Source organism: Streptomyces litmocidini, assembly GCF_014649755.1.
GTDB classification, from domain to species: domain Bacteria; phylum Actinomycetota; class Actinomycetes; order Streptomycetales; family Streptomycetaceae; genus Streptomyces; species Streptomyces litmocidini.
Window position 1 is genome coordinate 122,229 of the sequence record NZ_BMTQ01000007.1, and the last position, 17,351, is coordinate 139,579.

A 17,351-nucleotide genomic window follows, 5' to 3' on the forward strand; every position below is an offset into this window, starting at 1 on the left:
CGGCCGCTACCGGGCGCCGGTGAGCCGTTCGGCGAGCTCCCGCTCTCCCCGGTTGCCGGGGGAGGTCTTCGGGACCGTGCCGCCGTGCGGCCGCGTCGGCGCCGTGGACCTGCCGTCCGTGGTCCTCGGGGCCGTCGGGTCCGGCTCCGGCGGGTCCCCCCACGGGGCGCCCGGGCGCCCGTGACAGGGGCGGCACGGTTCGACGCGTCGACGGGGGTCCGGCCGTCGGCGGGGGGCGAGACGACCGCGAGCCCGTTCAGACGCACGACGCGGTCGCGCTGCGGCTCCCGCACGGCGCCGAAGGCCTCATCGGCCGTGGCGAGGCGGTCGCGACCGACGGCGAGGAGCCCGGACGTGTCGAAGATCGGTCCATAATTCGACATGTTCATCCGAAACGGACCCGTTCGCGAGTCGGTGGACCGGTCGCCGACCGTGGGCCGGCTCCGCGGCGCACGGTGCCGGAGGTCGCGCGGCGCGACACGGGAGCGGGGACCGCGCCGACCGCGCCCCGGGGGCCGCCCGCCACCACGACGGCGGCGTCATGCGCACGAGGGCGTGGCCACGGCACTCGCACCGCGCCCCGGTGCGGCCGCCATCGCGCGGTGGTGGCACGTGAGGGCCGCGACCGGGCGACGGCCGACCCGTCGGCTCCTGACGGCTGCCGGACGCGAGCGTCCCGGACGCGGCAGCGGTCCGCGAGGACGTGCGGCCCCGCGCCGCCGAACGGGCGTCGGCCCTGCCTGCGGCGCGGACGAGCCGCAGGCGCCGCTCCACCGGTGCGGAACCGGATCAGGACGCGATCCGCCGCCGGAGGACCGGTGCCCCGAGTCGGAGGTTCCCGGACGGTCCGTTCGGCTTCCGGGCGCTGCGGCCGACGGTGCCGGTCGAGCCGCCACCGGGCCGGAAGCGGGCACGGTCCCTGGCCGGTCGAGACGGAGGCCCCTCGACGGACCTCCGGCCCGGGACGCTAGAGCGGGCGCTCCCGGCCCTCCCAGTACGGGTCGCGGAGGCGGCGCTTGTACAGCTTGCCGTTGGGGTCGCGGGGCATGGCCGGGACGAAGTCGACCGACTTCGGGCGTTTGAAGCCGGCGAGGCGGTCGCCGCAGTGGGCCAGGATCTCGGCGGCGAGCGCGGGCCCCGGCTCGTACCCCTCGGCCGCCTCGACGACCGCCTTGACCTCCTCGCCCCAGTCGGCGTGCGGGATCCCGAAGGCGGCGGCGTCCGCGACGGCGGGATGGGCGAGCAGCGCCGCCTCGATCTCGGCGGGATAGATGTTGACCCCGCCGGAGATGATCATGTCGATCTTGCGGTCGCGGAGGAAGAGGTAACCGTCCTCGTCGAGGACGCCGAGGTCGCCGACGGTGAAGAAGTCGCCGATGCGGTTCTTCGCGGTCTTCGCCTCGTCCTTGTGGTACCGGAAGCCGCCGGTGTTCATCTTGAGGTAGACGGTGCCGAGTTCGCCCGGCGGCAGCCGCCTGCCGTCGTCGTCGAAGACGGCGAGTTCGCTGATGGGCCAGGCCCGGCCGACGGTCCCGGGCCTCTTGAGCCACTCCTCGGCGGTGGCGAAGGCTCCGCCGCCCTCACTGGCGGCGTAGTACTCCTCGACGCACCGGCCCCACCAGTCGATCATCGCCCGTTTGACGTGCTCGGGGCAGGGCGCGGCGCCGTGGATGGCGTGGCGCATGGAGGAGACGTCGTACCGCTCCCGCACCTCCGCGGGAAGGGCGAGCAGGCGGTGGAACTGGGTGGGGACCATGTGGGTGTGGGTGCACGCGTACCGGTCGATCAGCCGGAGCATCTCCTCGGGTGCCCACCGGTCCATGAGGACGAGCGGGTGGCCGATGTGCAGGGCGGCGGCCGCGAACTGGAGCACGGCCGTGTGGTAGAGCGGCGAGCAGACGAGGTGGACGTTGCCGTCGGCGGGCCGGATGCCGAAGATGCCGAGGAAGCCGCCGAGATGGGTCTCCTCGGGCGGCTTTCCGGGCAGCGGGCGGCGGATGCCCCGGGGCCGGCCGGTGGTGCCGGAGGTGTAGTTCATGACCCAGCCGAGCGTGCGGTCGGCGGGCGCGGATCCGTCCTGTCCGTCGAGCAGTTCGGCGTACGGGCGGAATCCGGGGACCGTGCCGACGGCGTACCGGTGGGTGGGGGCGAGCCCGGCCTCGTCGGCGGCGAGGGTGACCGCCTCGGCGAAGCGCTCGTGCGCCACCAGGACCTTGGCGCCGGAGTCGGCGACGATCCAGGCGATCTCGGGGCCGACGAAATGGTGGTTGACGGGGACGAGGTAGAAGCCGGCCTGGGTGGCGGCGAGGTGGGCGGTGAAGAACTCGGGACCGTTGGGCAGGACGACGGCGAACGCGTCGCCGCGTTCGAGTCCGGCGGCGCGCAGCCCGTGGACGAGCCGGTTGGCCTCGGCGTGCAGCCGGCCGGCGCTCCACTCCTCGCCGTCGGGTGCGACGAGGACGGTGCGACCGGGGTCGGCGGCGGCCTGGGCCCAGAATCCGGTGGGGGGCTGGGGCTCGGTGGGCGTCCGGCTGCCGGCGGAGGGCCGAGGTCCGACGGAGGACTGGCTGCCGGTGGAGGGCCGGGCTCCGCTGGAGGGCTGGTTTCCGGTGGGACCGTTGGTCACTGGGCGCTCCGTCCGGCGATGCGGTTGATGCGGTCGACGGCCTTCTCGAAGCCGCGGGTGAGGTCGTCGACGACCTCCTTGACGCTGCGCTCGGAGTTCATCCGGCCGACGATCTGTCCGACGGGGGTGCCGAGGAGCGGCTCGACCTCGTACCGCTGGATGCGGGAGACGGCCTCGGCGACCAGGAGTCCCTGGAGGGGCATGGGGAGCGGGCCGGGCCCCGCCGGGTCGTCCCAGGCGTCGGTCCACTCGGTGCGGAGCTGACGGGCGGGCTTGCCGGTCAGGGCGCGGGAGCGGACCGTGTCGCCGGAGCCGGCGGCGAGCAGCTTGGCGGTGAGGGCGCGGGAGTGCAGCTCGGCCTCGGTGGTGGTGAGCCAGATCGAGCCGAGCCAGACGCCCTGGGCACCGAGGGCGAGTCCGGCGGCGATCTGCTCGCCGCTGCCGATGCCGCCGGCGGCGAGCACGGGCAGCGGGGAGACGGCGTCGACGACCTCGGGGGTGAGGACCATGGAGGCGATCTCGCCGGTGTGGCCGCCCGCCTCGTACCCCTGGGCGACGACGACGTCGATGCCGGCGTCGGCGTGGTGGCGGGCGTGGCGGGCGCTGCCCGCGAGGGCGGCGACGAGGACGCCGTGGTCGTGGGCGCGGGCGACGACGTCGGGCGGCGGCGATCCGAGGGCGTTGGCGAGGAGCCTGATCGGGTAGTCGAAGGCCACGTCGAGCTGGCTGCGGGCGACCTGCTCCATCCAGCCGGTGATCCGCCAGCCGGATGCCTCTCCCTCGGCCAGTTCGGGGACGCCGTGTTCGGCGAGCGTGGCGCGGACGAACGCCCGGTGCTCCTCGGGGATCATGGCCTCGATCTCGGCCTCGGTGACGCCTTCGACCGCCTTCTTCGCGGGCATCACGACGTCGAGGCCGTAGGGCAGGCCGTCGGTGTGCTCCTGCATCCAGTCGAGGTCGCGGGCGAGGTCGTCGGGTGCGGTGTAGCGGACCGCGCCGAGGACGCCGAACCCGCCGGCTCTGGTGAGTGCGGCCGCCACCGCGGGGAAGGGCGTGAAGCCGAAGATGGCGTGCTCGATCCCCAGGGTGCGACTCAGCTCCGTCTCCATGGGCGGCAGGATGCCGCAGCGGCGCGACGGAGGGAAGACATTTTCTGATGCAGCGTCAGATTCTTTGCGGGCGGTCCATCGGTGTCCCGCCGACGGCACGTCGGCGTTTCGCCGCCGCCCCGCGTGGGAGAGGGTGGGCATGACGGACGAGGTCGAGCGGACGGAGGGCCGGGCCGCCGCGCGTTCGGCGGCGGGGTGCCGGCCCTCGGAGGTGCGCTGGTGATCGGTGCGGTGCCGGGGGCCGCGGCCTCCCCGGGGCGCGGGACGGCAGTCCCGTACGAGGCCGTGCGCGGGTCCGCGCGGCGGACCACGCTGCGGCGCGGCTCCGCGGAGCGCGCGGGGCTGCTCGCGCCGCACCTGGACGGACTGGTCGCGGACGCCGAACGCTTCCTCGCGCCCTCCCCCACCCACCCGTGGTACGCGGGCGCCGTCCTGCTCGCCGGGCGGGGCGGGACCGTCGCCCTGCACCGGGCGATCGGCTCGGCCGTGCGGTACGCGGCGTACGACGAGAAGACCGACACGGGGATCGAGCTGCCGCCGGAGCGGCGGATCCCCATGACCGAGGACACCGTCTTCGACCTGGCGTCGGTCTCCAAGCTGTTCACCTCGATCCTGGCGGTGCAGCAGATCGAGCGCGGGGCGGTGCGGCTGGAGGAGAGGGTCGCCGCGTATCTGCCGGAGTTCGGCGGCGGCGGGAAGCAGGACGTCACCGTACGGCAGCTGCTCACCCACACGTCCGGGTTCCGGTCCTGGATCCCGCTCTACCGGGAGCCGACGCGGGAGGGGAAGCTGCGGCTGCTGTGGGCGGAGCCACCGGCGAACCCGCCGGGCTCCGCGTACCTCTATTCGGACCTGAACCTGATCGCGCTCCAGCTGGTCCTGGAGGAGATCACCGGTCGCGGTCTGGACGTCCTGCTCCACGACGAGATCACCGCTCCGCTCGGGATGCACCGCACTCGTTTCAATCCGCCTCCCTCCTGGCGGCCGGGGATCGCCGCCACCGAGGACGCCCGGCGGCCCTGGTCCGGTCTCGACCGGGGCATGGTCCACGGCGAGGTCCACGACGAGAACGCCCACTCCCTCGGCGGCGTCGCCGGCCACGCCGGTGTCTTCTCCCGCGCCCGGGACCTCGCGGTCCTCGCCCGCACCCTGCTCAACGGCGGCGCGTACGGCCGGGCCCGCATCCTCTCCCCCGCGTCGGTGGAGCTGATGTTCACCGACTTCAACACCGCCTTCCCCGGCGACGCGCACGGGCTCGGCTTCGAGCTCCACCAGCACTGGTACATGGGCGCCATGGCCACCCCGTACACGGCCGGGCACACCGGCTTCACCGGCACCAGCCTCGTCCTCGACCCGACGACCGACGCGTTCCTGATCCTGCTCGGCAACTCCGTGCACCCGGTGCGCTCCTGGCGCTCCGGCTCCGCGCCGCGCGTCGCCGCGGCGGACCGGCTGGCCCGCGCCGTCCCCGTCCGCCCGGCCCGGGGCCGCACCTCGTGGTTCTCCGGCACGGCGAGCGCCACGACGGCCACCCTGACGCTGCCCCCGGTGCCCGGTGCCGCGCGCCTGGAGTGCGCGCTGTGGTGGGACACCGGGCCCGGCGCCGACCCGGTCGCCCTGGAGGCCTCGGTCGACGGCGGCACGACCTGGCGGCCGGTGCCCTTCACCACCGACGGCCGCGCCGGGCACCCGACGGGCACGGTCGGCGGCTGGTCCGGCCGTGTCTGGCACGCGGTGTCCGCCCCACTGCCCGGGGCGGGCGCCCTCCTGCGCTGGCGGTACGCCAGCGATCAGCGGTACGTGGGGCGGGGTGTGTACGTGGACGGCCTGCGGCTGCTCGACGCGGCGGGGCTGCCCGTCTTCGACGAGGCGCGATCCGCGGACGGGGCGCGGATCGAGGCGAACGGCTGGACCAGGTCAGCCGATTGAGCCCGAGCTGACGGACCGTCGGGGCGAGCTGCGTACGAGCGATCACATGAGGTAGCGTCCCCGCCGGGAGATCCCACCGGGGGATGGGACGAACGCCGGGGCGGGCGGGCGTCGCGTCGCCCGTGTGCGGCGCCCTTCCGCTCCGCGGGGCCGCCGCGACCGGCCCGCCGGCGGACGCGACGCCATCGCTTCCCGGCCCGGCCGCCCCGCCGTCCGTCACCTCCGCCTCCACCCCGCCCCACTCCACTTCACTTCACTTCACTTCAAGAGGTGTTCCTTCATGCTGTCCCTGTCCGAGCGCCGTCCACCCGGCGCTCGCCGCTTCGCGCTGTCCGCATGGCTGTGCGCGCTCTCCCTCGCCGTCCTGGCGGCGGTCGTCCCGGCGGTCACGCCGCCGTCGTCCGCCGCCGCGTCGACGACGGCCACGACCGCCGCGCCGGAGGTCGCGAGGCAGGTGTCCACCGTGCCGTTCAAGGCACGGGAAAACTACTACTGCACGCGCATCCCCGCCGTCGTCACCAGCAGGACGGGCGTCCTCCTCGCCTTCGCCGAGGGCCGCATCCGGCTGGACCCGACCGGCTGCCACGACGTCGGCGACAACGACATCGTGCTCAAGAGGTCCCTCGACGGAGGAGCGACCTGGCAGCCGCTCCAGATCGTGGTCGGCGGCTCCGACGAACTCGCCCACGGCAACCCCGCGCCGGTTGTGGACGCGGTCACCGGCCGCATCACGCTCCTGTACTCCAGCAGCGACTGGAACCACGACCCGGCCAAGCCCAGCCGCACGGGACACCCGCGCACGGTCCACGCCGTCCACAGCATGGACGGCGGCGTGACCTGGTCCGCGAGCGTGCCGCAGCCGCAGCTCAAGGCCGCCGGCTGGGGATGGGTCTCCACCGGCCCCGGCCACGGCATCCAGCTCGGCCGGGGACCGCACCACGGCCGGCTGGTCGTCCCCGGCGACCACACGGCCGGCGGTGACACGACCGCGGGCGGCCAGCTGTACGTCAGCGACGACGGCGGCCTCACCTGGTCGCTCGGTGCCACCTCCGAGGCGAGCAAGACCGGCGCGTACCCCGCGGAGCTGACGGTCGCCGAGACCACCGACGGCAACGTCTACGTCAACGCCCGCAACTCCGCGCCCACGCACTGCCGGACCAACGAGCACCGGCTCGAGACCGTCGGCACCGACGGCGGCGGAGCCTTCGCGGCCCCCTTCACCCAGGTGGCCGACCTGGACACCTCTCCGGTCTTCGGCTCGCTGCTGCGGCTGCACGCCGTGGACCAGGACGGGAAGCCCGACCGGCTGCTGTACTCGGGCGCCTCCCGGCTCGGCCCGAGCGCGCTGGAGGACCGGCGCGAGCTGGCCGTCCGCTCCTCGTACGACGAGGGGAGGACCTGGAAGACCGCCGGCACCCTGGTCTCGGCGGCCCGCACCGGCTATTCCGATCTGACGCTGCTGCCGAACGGTTCCGTCGGCATCGTGTACGAGACGGCCGGGAACATCCCGCACGGCAACGTCGCCTTCGCCGCCTTCACCGAGCAGGCCATGAACGACTCCGAGACGGAGCTGCGCCGCCCGCGCACCAGCGACACCCACGAACGCGCCGTCGGCGAGGCCGGCAACCACGCCGTCGTCCACGGCGGCGCACGGCTGGGAACGCGATCGGGCGGCGGCGCCATGGACTTCGACGGCCAGGACGACTACCTGCGCCTCGTCTGTTCCCCCACCCTGCGGGTCGACGACGGGGACTTCACCGTCACGGCGTGGTTCAAGCACGCGGCCACCACCGGCACGCTGCCGATCATCTGGGCGTACGGCATGCCCGGCACCGACCCGCTGAAGAAGGGCCGGCACTTCTCGGTCCGGGCCGAGCCCGGCGGCAACGTCCTGCGTGCCACCGTCGGCACGGACATCGGCTCCACCGAGGTGACGCTGCCGTCCTCGTACGGCGACGACGCGTGGCACCACGTCGTGTTCAAGCGGCAGGGCCTGACCATCGGCCTCGCCGTGGACGGGGGCCCCGCGGCCACCGCGACCATGCCGGCGGGGGCCTCGGCGGCGGACCGGAACCTCACCCCGGCCGGCGAGTTCAACATCCACATCGGCGCCCGGCCCGACTTCCCCAACCAGCCGGCCGGGGTGTCGCAGCTCTTCCGCGGCACCCTGGACGACGTGCGGCTCTTCAGGACCGCGCTGACCGAGGACGAGGCGGCCGCCGTGAAGAACGGCTCCCTCGACGTCGCGAAGGACGAGGAGGAGCTCCGCCTCGGTTTCTCCACCATCTGGTAGACGGGGCTCCGGAGATCAGACCGCCTCGGCGTACAGCTCCTCGACCAGCCGGGCGACGCGTTCGGGTTCGCGCAGCGTCGGGTAGTGGTCGGACGCGGCCAGCCTGACGAGACGGCAGCCCGGGATCCGTTCGGCCATCTCCTCGTTGCAGCGCACGACCACCGGCCGGTCCTGCTCGCCCAGCGCGAGCAGGGCCGGCGCGGAGATCTCCCCGAGCCTGCCGAAGGCGGGCGGGCCGGCGAGCTGGCGGCCGGCATTGCTGAGCCAGGCGGGCAGCACGGCCCGGCAGAGCTCCGCCGCGACCGGGTCGGACTCGGGGGTCCCGCCGCCCGCCCTGCCCCACTCGGCGAGGCCGAGACGGACGATGCCGTCCACGTCACCGGCCTCGGCCAGGGAGGGGAGGCGCTCGAAGAACTCGCCCGAGTCCAGTCCCTCGTACCCCGACACACCGGGGACGAAGAGGGCGAGGCCCGCCACCCGGCCGGGTGCCTCCAGGGCGAAGTCGACCGCGGTGGCCCCGCCCATGCTGGAGCCCACCAGGACCGCCCGCTCGATCTCGAAGCGGTCGAGGACCTCGGCCAGGTCGCCGACCGGGGAGTACGCGGTGGTGGGCGCGGGTGAACGTCCGTAGCCGCGCACGTCGTAGCGGATCACCCGGTGCCGCGCGCGGAGCGCCGGCAGGACCGGGTCCCACAGCGTGGAGTCGCCGACGCCGGGATGGAGGAGGACCAGCGGCAGGCCCTCTCCTTCCGCGTCGTCCGCCCAGACTTCGCCGTCCTTGACGGGGATCATGGTTTCCATGGGCCCAGTCTGGTGGGGCGCATCGACCATCCGCCAGTACTCCTCCGCCGGTACTCCTCCGCCGGTGCTCCTCCGTCCGTACGCCTCCGGAGTCGCGGCCCACGGGCGCCCGTCGGTCAGGCGTCGTCTTCGGACGCCGTCCGCAGGGCGGTCAGCACGGGGCTGATCAGGGGGTGGTCCGCCGCGCCGCGCCGGACGGCGGCGAAGACCCTGCGGGTCGGGGCGACGCCCTCGATCGGGCGGACCTCCACGCCCGTGAGCTCCATCCCGCGCAGGGCCGACCGCGGCACGAGCGCCACGCCGGCGGAGGCCGCCGCGAGGGCGACGACGGCGCGGAAGTCGTCGGACGAGTGCTCCGGATTCAGTGCGAACCCGGCGTACTCGCAGGCCAGGACGGTCACGTCGTGGCAGGGGTTCCCCTCGGACTGGCCTATCCAGGTGTCCTTGGCGAGGTCGGCGAGCGCGACCCGTTCGCCGGCCGCCAGGGGGTGGCCGGGCGGCAGGACCGCGTCGAACGGCTCGGCGTAGAGCGGAACGCGGGTGAGCCGGTCGTCGTCCTCGCCCGGCGCGCCCCGGTACTCGACCGCGACGGCCACGTCCACCTGCCGGTCCAGGACCATGAGCAGGCTCTCGTCGCCCTCCGCGTCCCTGACCCGGACCCGGATGCCGGGCGCGGTGCGGGCGAGGGAGGCGATGGCCGGGGCCACCACGAGCCCGATGCCGGTGGCGAACGCGGCGACCGTGACCGTACCGGCGTCGCCGGAGCCGTAGGCGGCGAGCTCGGCCTCGGCCCGCTCCAACTGGGCGAGCACGGCGTTGGCGTGGCTGAGCAGGATCTCGCCGGCCGGGGTGAGGCGCGCGCCGCGCGCGCTGCGGTCCACCAGGCGGTGGCCGGTCTCCTGCTCCAGGGCGGCGAGCTGCTGGGAGACGGCGGAGGGGGTGAGATAGAGCGCGGCGGCCGCCGCCGTGACCGTGCGGTGGTCGGCCACCGCACGGAGGATGTGCAACCGCCGCGCTTCGATCATGCCCCCAGTGTCTCAGCCCCCGGACACTAGCCGCGCAGGGCGGCGCGGGCGTCGACGAAGGCGTCGACGGCCCGGTTCACGTCCTCCGTCGAGTGGGCGGCGGAGAGCTGGACGCGGATGCGGGCCTGGCCCTGCGGCACGACCGGGTACGAGAAGCCGATCACGTACACGCCGCGCTCCAGGAGCAGCTCGGCCATCCGGCCGGCCTCGGCCGCGTCGCCGATCATGACGGGGGCGATGGCGTGGTCGCCGGGGAGGACGTCGAAGCCCTCGTCGGTCATGCGGGAGCGGAACAGCGCCGTGTTGGCGGCCAGGCGCTCGCGCAGGTCGCCGGCGGACTCCAGGAGGTCGATGACCTTCAGGGAGGCGGCGGCGATGACCGGGGCGAGGGTGTTCGAGAAGAGGTAGGGGCGGGAGCGCTGGCGCAGCAGGGCGACGATCTCGGCGCGGGCGGCGACGTAGCCGCCGGAGGCGCCGCCGAGGGCCTTGCCGAGGGTGCCGGTGATGATGTCGACGCGGTCCATGACGCCGTGCAGCTCGGGGGTGCCGCGGCCGCCGGGGCCGACGAAGCCGACCGCGTGCGAGTCGTCGACCATCACCATGGCGTCGTAGCGCTCGGCCAGGTCGCAGATCTCGTCGAGCGGGGCGACGTAGCCGTCCATGGAGAAGACGCCGTCGGTGACGATCAGCTTGCGCCGGGCGCCGCCCTCCGTGGCCTCCTTGAGCTGCTGCTCCAGATCGGCCATGTCGCGGTTGGCGTAGCGGAAGCGGCGGGCCTTGGAGAGGCGGATGCCGTCGATGATCGAGGCGTGGTTGAGGGCGTCGGAGATGACGGCGTCCTCGGCGCCGAGGAGGGTCTCGAAGACGCCGCCGTTGGCGTCGAAGCAGGAGGAGTAGAGGATCGTGTCCTCCTGGCCGAGGAAGGAGGACAGGCGCGCCTCCAGCTCCTTGTGGACCTCCTGCGTGCCGCAGATGAAGCGGACGGACGCCATGCCGTAGCCCCAGCGGTCCAGGGCCTCGTGGGCGGCGGCGATGACCTCGGGGTGGTCGGCGAGGCCCAGGTAGTTGTTGGCGCAGAAGTTGAGCACCTCGCCGGGGCGGCCCCCCGCGGTGACCTCGACGGTCGCGGACTGGGGGGTGCCGATGACCCGCTCGGGCTTGTGCAGTCCGGCCTGCTCGATCTCTTCGAGGGTGGCGCGGACGGAGTCGCGTACGGAATCGAACATGGGTCAGGCTCCCGTGGTCCAGTCGAGGATGATCTTGCCGCTCTTGCCGGAGGCCGCGTCGTCGAAGGCGGCTTCGAAGTCGGTGTGGTCGTAGCGGCCGGTGATGACCGGGCTGAGGTCCAGGCCGCCTTCCAGGAGCACCGACATCGCGTACCAGGTCTCGAACATCTCGCGGCCGTAGATGCCCTTGATCGTGATCATGGAGGTGACGACCTTCGCCCAGTCGACGGCGAAGTCCTCGGCGGGCAGGCCGAGCACGGCGATCTTCCCGCCGTGGGTCATGTTGGCGATCATGTCGCGCATCGCGTGCGGGTTGCCGGACATCTCCAGGCCGACGTCGAAGCCCTCCTTGAGCCCGAGGGTGCGCTGGCCGTCGGCGATGGTCTGCTCGGCGACATCGAGGGCGAGCGTGACGCCCGCCTTGCGCGCCAGGGCGAGGCGCTCCTCGCTGACGTCGGTGATGACGACGTTGCGGGCGCCGGCGTGCTTGGCGACGGCCGCGGCCATGATGCCGATGGGGCCGGCGCCGGTGACGAGGACGTCCTCGCCGACGAGCGGGAAGGAGAGGGCGGTGTGCACGGCGTTGCCGAAGGGGTCGAAGATCGCGGCGACGTCGAGGTCGACGGGGGCCCGGTGCACCCACACGTTGGAGGCGGGCAGCGCCACGTACTCGGCGAAGGCGCCGTCCCGGCCGACGCCGAGGCCGACGGTGGCGCGGCAGAGGTGGCGGCGGCCGGCCAGGCAGTTGCGGCACTTGCCGCAGACGAGGTGGCCCTCGCCGCTGACCAGGTCGCCGACGGTGATGTCGGCGACGTCACGGCCGACGGAGACGACCTCGCCGACGAACTCGTGGCCGATCGTCAGCGGCGTGGCGATCGTCTTCTGCGCCCAGCCGTCCCAGGAGCGGATGTGCAGGTCGGTCCCGCAGATACCGGTCCGCTTGACCTTGATGAGGACGTCCCCCGGACCTGTCTCCGGCTCGGGCACGTCCGTGAGCCAGAGTCCCGGCTCCGCCTTCAGCTTGACCAGCGCCTTCAATGCAACGGCTCCCGACGTGCGTGTCCTGTGATGTGAGGGCGCGGGCACGACTGCGCGCCCAAGATCCCTGGAAGAGAATCTTCCGTACGCGAGCCGTGCGGTCCATCGAGGATTTCTTAAGCGCGCTCGCAGATCAGCTTCACACCCCGGGCGGGGAGGGGGCGACGTCAACGGGGCCGAACGGAGAGGGCCCGGCCGGGGACGGCCCCGTCGTCACCCGTCCGGCCCCGCCGTCACCGGCCCGGGCCCGCCGTCACCCGTCCGGCCCTGCCGTCACCGACCCGGCCCCGTCGTCACCCGTCCGGCCCTGCCGTCACCGACCCGGCCCCGCCGTCACCGGCCCAGTGCCGCCATCGCCGCGTTGTGGCCGGGGATGCCGCTCACTCCCCCGCCGCGGATCGCCCCCGCTCCGCACAGGAGGACGTTGGCGTGCGGGGTCTCGACGCCCCAGCGGCCGGTGTCCCCGTCCCCGTACGGGAAGGAGAGGTCGCGGTGGAAGATGTGGCCGCCGGGCAGCCGCAGTTCGCGTTCGAGGTCGAGCGGGGTCTTCGCCTCGATGCAGGGGCGGCCCTCGGCGTCGAGGGCGAGGCAGTCGGCGATCGGCTCGTCCAGATGGGCGTCGAGCTGGGCGAGGGTCGCCGCCAGCAGCTTCGCGCGCGTGCCCTCGTTGTCGGCGGTGAACAGCCGGGCGGGGGTGTGCAGTCCGAACAGGGTGAGCGTCTGGTGGCCCGAGGCCGCCAGGTCCGGGCCGAGGATCGTCGGGTCGGTGAGGGAGTGGCAGTAGATCTCGGACGGCGGGGCGGAGGGCGGGTGCCCGGCGGCGGCCTCGGCGTGGGCGGTGGCCAGCTGCTCGTACCCCTCGGCGATGTGGAAGGTGCCGGCGAAGGCCTCGCGCGGGTCGACGGAGCGGTCGCGGAGCCTCGGCAGCCGGGTCAGCAGCATGTTGACCTTGAGCTGGGCGCCCTCCGGGGCGGGCGGGGGCGTCTCGCCGAGCAGGACGGCGAGCTCCTGCGGGGAGGCGTTGACGAGGACCCGGCCGGCCTCGACGGTGCCCTCGCCGTCGGCGGTGCGGTAGGTGATCGCGGCGCGGTGCCCGTCGGTCTCGATCCGGGTGGCCTCGTGGCCGGTGAGGATGCGGGCCCCGGCGGCGCGGGCGGCGTCCGCGAGGGCGTCGGTCAGGGCTCCCATGCCTCCCACGGGCACGTCCCAGTCGCCGGTTCCGCCGCCGATGACGTGGTACAGGAAGCAGCGGTTCTGGAGGAGGGTGGGGTCGTGGGCGTCGGCGAAGGTGCCGATGAGGGCGTCGGTGAGGACGACGCCCCGGACGAGGTCGTCCGCGAAGGTCTTCTCGACGGTGACGCCGAGGGGTTCCTCGAAGAGCGTGCGCCAGGTGTCGGCGTCGTCGACGCGGGCGCGCAGCCCGTCGCGGGTGGGGAGGGGCTCGGTGAGGGTGGGGAAGATCCGGCGGGCGGCCTCTCCGGTGCGGGCGTAGAAGGCCTGCCAGGCCTCGTACGCGCGGTCGGAGCCGGTGAGCGCGGCGAAGGAGGCGCGGGTGCGGTCGGGGCCGCCGCCGACGAGGAGGCCGCCGTCGCCCTTCGGGGTGTACGAGGAGACGGACCGCTTCCGCACGGCGAACCGCAGTCCGAGTTCCCGCACGATCTTCTCCGGGAGGAGCGAGACGAGGTACGAGTACCGGGAGAGCCGGGCGTCGACCCCGGCGAAGGGCCGCGTCGACACGGCCGCCCCGCCGGTGGAGCCGAGCCGTTCCAGGACGAGGACGGAGCGTCCGGCACGGGCCAGGTAGGCGGCGGCGACGAGCCCGTTGTGCCCGCCCCCGACGACGACGGCGTCGTACGAGCGGGATCCTGCGGAAGCGTGAGGGGCGGTCATGGCTCATGCTCACACGCACCGGTGTGCCGGGGGAAGCCCGCCGCCACGCGTCAGGACCGCGGGGTGACCGAGACCGTTCCGACGTGGGATCCGGGGGTCGCCGCCATGCCCGTGACGAAGCGCGGCGACCGCTGCCGGGCGCCGGCGACCGGGGCGGCCACGGCCCTCCGCGGCCCGAAGGAGCTCACGCCGTCCGGCCGGGCCCACGCCGTCCGGCTCGGCCTCACGCCCCCGGCGGGGTGGCCGCCCTCAGGAGGAGGGCGGCCGCTTCGGCGTCGCGCCCGAGGCGCTCCAGGCAGTGGGCCTCGTCGTCGAGCGCGGCGAGGGTGTCGGGGTGCGCGGGCCCGAGGAGCCGGGTGCGGGCGGCGGCGATCGCCCGGTGGCACTCCAGCGCCTCCTCCCAGCGGTCGAGCCTCCCGAGGGCGACGGCCGTCTCCCAACGGCTGGTGAGCGTGTCGGGATGGTCGGGGCCGAGGACCCGGGCGCGGTCGGCGTGCACGCCCTCGGATTCGGCGAGCGCCTCCGTCCAGCGTCCCAGTCTGCCGAGGTTGACCGCGAGGGCCTGGCGGGCGCGCAGCGTCTCCGGCCCGTCGGGGCCCTGGGCGCGGGTGCGGGCGGCGACGAGGTCCTGGCAGAGGGCCAGGGCGTCCGCGGCCCGGCCGAGCCGGCCGAGGCAGACCCCCGTCTCGTAGCGGGCCGCGAGGGTGTCCGGGTGGTCGGGGCCGAGGGCGGCGGCGCGCGCGTCGGCGATGGCGCGGTACTGGACGAGCGCCTCCTGCCCGCGGCCGAGCCGGGTGAGGGTGTACGCCACCTCGTGGCGGGTCACGAGGGTGTCGGGGTGTGCCTCGCCGAGCAGCCGGGCCCGGGCCTCGGCGACCTCGCGGGCCGTGCGGTACGACTCCTCCAGCCGGCCGAGGCGGCCGAGGGTGAACGCCATGTTGTGGCGGCAGCGCAGGGTGTCGGGGTGGTCGGGGCCGACGGTGCGCTCGCGGGCGGCGAGCACCTCGGCGTACGCCTCGTACGCCTCGGAGTCCCGTCCGAGGCGGCCCAGGGCGTAGGCCCGCTCCTGCCGCGCCGCCAGGGTGTCGGGGTGGTCGTCGCCGAGGACGCGGGCGCGGGCCGCGGCGACCTCGCCGAAGATCCGCAGGGCGTCTGCGGGGCGGTCGAGCCGGGCGAGGGCGAAGGCGACCTCGTAGCGGCTGGTCAGGGTGGCGGGGTGGTCCTCGCCGAGGACCCGGGCGCGGTCCCGGGCCACGGACCGGTGCACGGACTCCGCCTCGCCCCAACGGCCGAGCCGGCCGAGGCCCATCCCCGCCCGGAACCGGCCGGCGAGCACCGCGACCAGCTCCGCGGGGGGCGCGGGGGCGGGCGGCGGGGTGCCGCCGGGGGCCGCGGTGGTCCACTCGGTGGTGAGGACGGCCGCGGCGGGGTCCTGGGCGGCCTGGCGCGGTCCGCCGACGGCCGCCGGGCGGTGCCCGCCGGTGATCCCCCGGGCCCACGCGGGCGCGGGTGCCGTCGCCCCGGCGGCGGGCGCGCGCTCGGGGAGGGGCACGGGCATGGGGACGGTCAGCGGCAGGGCGGGGGGCGGGGGCGCCTCGGCCGGCGGCGGGAACGGGGCCGGGGCGAAGCGGCCCGAGACGATCCGGCGGCGCAGGTCGGCCGCGTCGGCCGGCCGCTCCTCGGGGACCTTGGCGAGCAGGTCGACGACGATCCGGTCGAAGTAGTCGGGCAGCTCGGCGCGGAGCGCGCGCGGCGGGGCCGGCACCGTGTCCCGGTGGCCGATGAGGATGGCCCAGGAGTCGCCGAGGTCGAAGGGCGGGGCGCCGGTGGCCAGCTCGTACAGCACGCACCCCAGCGAGTAGAGGTCGCTGCGGTGGTCGATCTCGCCGCCGCCCCCGATCTGCTCCGGGGACATGTAGTGGGGCGTCCCCATGGCGATGCCGGTCCCGGTGAGCTTGGACGTGAAGCCCATGTCGGCGCCGAGCCGCGCTATTCCGAAGTCGCAGATCTTCACCGTGCCGTCCCGCAGGCGCATGATGTTCGCGGGCTTCAGGTCGCGGTGCACGATCCCCATCCGATGCGTGTACGCGAGGGCGTCGGCGACCTGGTCGGCGATCTCGACGACGTCCTCCACGGGCAGCGGCTGCTGGTCGTGGGAGACGAGGAGCTGGCTGAGGTTGCGCCCCTCCAGGAGCTCCATGACGAGGAACAGCACGCCGTCGCACTCGCCGAAGTCGTGCACGACGGTGATGCCCCGGTGCTGGAGCGCCGCCGCCACCCGGGCCTCGCGGCGGAAGCGCTCGCGCACCACGGTGAGGACCTGCGGGTCCTGCTGCGGCCCGAGCGGTTTGAGGCACTTGACGGCGACGCCGCGCCCGAGCGCCTCGTCGGTGGCGCGCCACACCTCCCCCATGCCCCCGCGACCGATGACCTCGTGCAGGCGGTACCGGCCCTGGATCAGTCTGGAGTCCCCCATCGCGTGCTGCCGCCCCCGTCGATTCCGTACTGCCTCCTCGGCTCCTCCAGTATGGCCGCCGGGTCGGACGGTGAATACGGGGCGGGGTACGCGTACGGGTCGGGCCGGGCCTCCGGGCCGAGCCGGTCCACGGCGCGCAGGATGTGCCGGGGCGGCAGCCGCCAGCGCAGGCGGGCGGGGACGCGGCGCAGGAGGTTGGCGGTCGCGACGAGCCGGCGGGTGACGGTCTCCGGGGGCGGGGCGGGGCGGCCGTAGAGCGCGTGGGCGTAGGGGGGCAGGGTGTCGTACGCGAGCGCGGTGACGCGCCGCCAGATCACCTCGCGCGCCGGTACCAGGGCGGGTTTCACCGGCGGGCGGCGGAGGAAGTCGGCGACGGTCCGGGCGTCCGGTCCGGCGGTCAGTCCGGGGCGCACGGCCTCGAAGTAGGCGGCGAGGCCGGCCGTGGAGGCGGGGACGGCGTCCGGGTCGAGGCCGACGAGCCGGGCCGAGGCGCGGTGCTCGTCGACGTACCGGTCGGCCGCGGCGTCGGTGAGCGGGATCCCCGAGCGGCGCGCGACCGAGAGGTACGAGTCGGTCTCGGCGCAGTGGACCCAGAGCAGCAGCTCGGGGTCGTCCACGCCGAGCAGCCGGTGGATCCGCCGCACGCGGGCGCCGGCCGCCTCGGCGGCTTCGGCGGTCCCGTAGCTGAGGGTTCCGACGAAGTTCGCGGTCCGCATCAGCCGGCCCCAGGGGTCCTCCCGGAAACCGCTGTTGATCATGACGCCGCGGACGGCGACGGGGTGCAGCGCCTGGAGCCAGAGGGCCCGGACGCCGGCGATCCACATCACCGGGTCGCTGTGCAGCTGCCAGGTCACGGAGCGGGGGCCGAAGAGCCCGGGGTCGGCGTCCTGCCTCATGGCGCCCAGGCTACGCCGGAACGGTTCCTTCGGAACCGGTCG

The 17,351-nt window shown here is 74.7% G+C and carries 11 protein-coding genes; 2 read left to right on the forward strand and 9 right to left on the reverse strand.

Annotated elements, in window-relative coordinates; all coding sequences use genetic code 11:
- Positions 1 to 967 precede the first annotated feature (967 nt).
- Both IE180_RS17485 and IE180_RS17490 read right to left on the reverse strand, forming a co-directional pair.
- Positions 968 to 2,626 carry an acyl-CoA synthetase gene (locus tag IE180_RS17485; RefSeq protein ID WP_229860533.1) on the reverse strand — a complete coding sequence of 553 codons (1,659 nt, stop codon included), beginning with the start codon at positions 2,624 to 2,626 and terminating at the stop codon, positions 968 to 970.
- Positions 2,623 to 3,735 (reverse strand): NAD(P)H-dependent flavin oxidoreductase, encoded by a 1,113-nt coding sequence (locus IE180_RS17490; protein ID WP_190157808.1) that lies wholly within the window; start codon positions 3,733 to 3,735, stop codon positions 2,623 to 2,625. The genes IE180_RS17485 and IE180_RS17490 overlap by 4 nt, the downstream gene beginning before the upstream one ends.
- A 123-nt stretch (positions 3,736 to 3,858) precedes the next feature.
- Between IE180_RS17490 and IE180_RS17495 the strand changes: the two genes are divergently transcribed.
- Entirely contained in the window at positions 3,859 to 5,664 is a 1,806-nt protein-coding gene (locus IE180_RS17495) for a serine hydrolase domain-containing protein (RefSeq protein WP_373302790.1), read from the forward strand.
- 280 nt (positions 5,665 to 5,944) lie between these two features.
- The gene (locus tag IE180_RS17500) at positions 5,945 to 7,957 is read left to right on the forward strand and encodes a sialidase family protein (protein ID WP_190157810.1); all 2,013 of its coding nucleotides are present in this window, start codon (positions 5,945 to 5,947) and stop codon (positions 7,955 to 7,957) included.
- Between the two features lie 15 nt (positions 7,958 to 7,972).
- On the opposite strand, the gene IE180_RS17505 is transcribed toward IE180_RS17500, so the two are convergent.
- From IE180_RS17505 to IE180_RS17535, 7 genes are all read right to left on the reverse strand, one after another.
- Positions 7,973 to 8,758, reverse strand: coding sequence for an alpha/beta fold hydrolase (locus IE180_RS17505; protein WP_229860535.1), 786 nt, complete (start codon positions 8,756 to 8,758; stop codon positions 7,973 to 7,975).
- Between the two features lie 116 nt (positions 8,759 to 8,874).
- Positions 8,875 to 9,783: a LysR family transcriptional regulator gene (locus IE180_RS17510; RefSeq protein ID WP_190157811.1), complete on the reverse strand. Its 909-nt coding sequence runs from the start codon at positions 9,781 to 9,783 to the stop codon at positions 8,875 to 8,877.
- Between the two features lie 26 nt (positions 9,784 to 9,809).
- On the reverse strand, positions 9,810 to 11,009 hold the full coding sequence (locus IE180_RS17515; RefSeq protein WP_190157812.1) for a glycine C-acetyltransferase: 1,200 nt from the start codon (positions 11,007 to 11,009) through the stop codon (positions 9,810 to 9,812).
- Between the two features lie 3 nt (positions 11,010 to 11,012).
- Positions 11,013 to 12,047, reverse strand: coding sequence for an L-threonine 3-dehydrogenase (gene tdh / locus IE180_RS17520; RefSeq protein WP_190157813.1), 1,035 nt, complete (start codon positions 12,045 to 12,047; stop codon positions 11,013 to 11,015).
- A 333-nt stretch (positions 12,048 to 12,380) separates the two neighbouring features.
- On the reverse strand, positions 12,381 to 13,937 hold the full coding sequence (locus tag IE180_RS17525; protein ID WP_190157814.1) for a phytoene desaturase family protein: 1,557 nt from the start codon (positions 13,935 to 13,937) through the stop codon (positions 12,381 to 12,383).
- A gap of 223 nt (positions 13,938 to 14,160) precedes the next feature.
- A complete protein-coding gene (locus tag IE180_RS17530) occupies positions 14,161 to 16,413 on the reverse strand; it encodes a serine/threonine-protein kinase (protein WP_190157815.1) in 2,253 nt (750 codons plus the stop codon).
- Complete coding sequence (locus IE180_RS17535) at positions 16,395 to 17,309, reverse strand: oxygenase MpaB family protein (RefSeq protein WP_190157816.1); 915 nt, start codon at positions 17,307 to 17,309, stop codon at positions 16,395 to 16,397. The genes IE180_RS17530 and IE180_RS17535 overlap by 19 nt, the downstream gene beginning before the upstream one ends.
- Positions 17,310 to 17,351 lie beyond the last annotated feature (42 nt).

What these genes read in the sequence shown, in the direction of transcription:
- IE180_RS17535 (WP_190157816.1), bottom strand. Translation starts at nt 17,309, where the DNA reads ATGAGGCAGGACGCCGACCCCGGGCTCTTCGGCCCCCGCTCCGTGACC.
- IE180_RS17510 (WP_190157811.1), bottom strand. Translation starts at nt 9,783, where the DNA reads ATGATCGAAGCGCGGCGGTTGCACATCCTCCGTGCGGTGGCCGACCAC.
- IE180_RS17515 (WP_190157812.1), bottom strand. Translation starts at nt 11,009, where the DNA reads ATGTTCGATTCCGTACGCGACTCCGTCCGCGCCACCCTCGAAGAGATC.
- IE180_RS17505 (WP_229860535.1), bottom strand. Translation starts at nt 8,758, where the DNA reads ATGGAAACCATGATCCCCGTCAAGGACGGCGAAGTCTGGGCGGACGAC.
- IE180_RS17490 (WP_190157808.1), bottom strand. Translation starts at nt 3,735, where the DNA reads ATGGAGACGGAGCTGAGTCGCACCCTGGGGATCGAGCACGCCATCTTC.
- IE180_RS17530 (WP_190157815.1), bottom strand. Translation starts at nt 16,413, where the DNA reads ATGGGGGACTCCAGACTGATCCAGGGCCGGTACCGCCTGCACGAGGTC.
- IE180_RS17500 (WP_190157810.1), top strand. Translation starts at nt 5,945, where the DNA reads ATGCTGTCCCTGTCCGAGCGCCGTCCACCCGGCGCTCGCCGCTTCGCG.
- IE180_RS17525 (WP_190157814.1), bottom strand. Translation starts at nt 13,937, where the DNA reads ATGACCGCCCCTCACGCTTCCGCAGGATCCCGCTCGTACGACGCCGTC.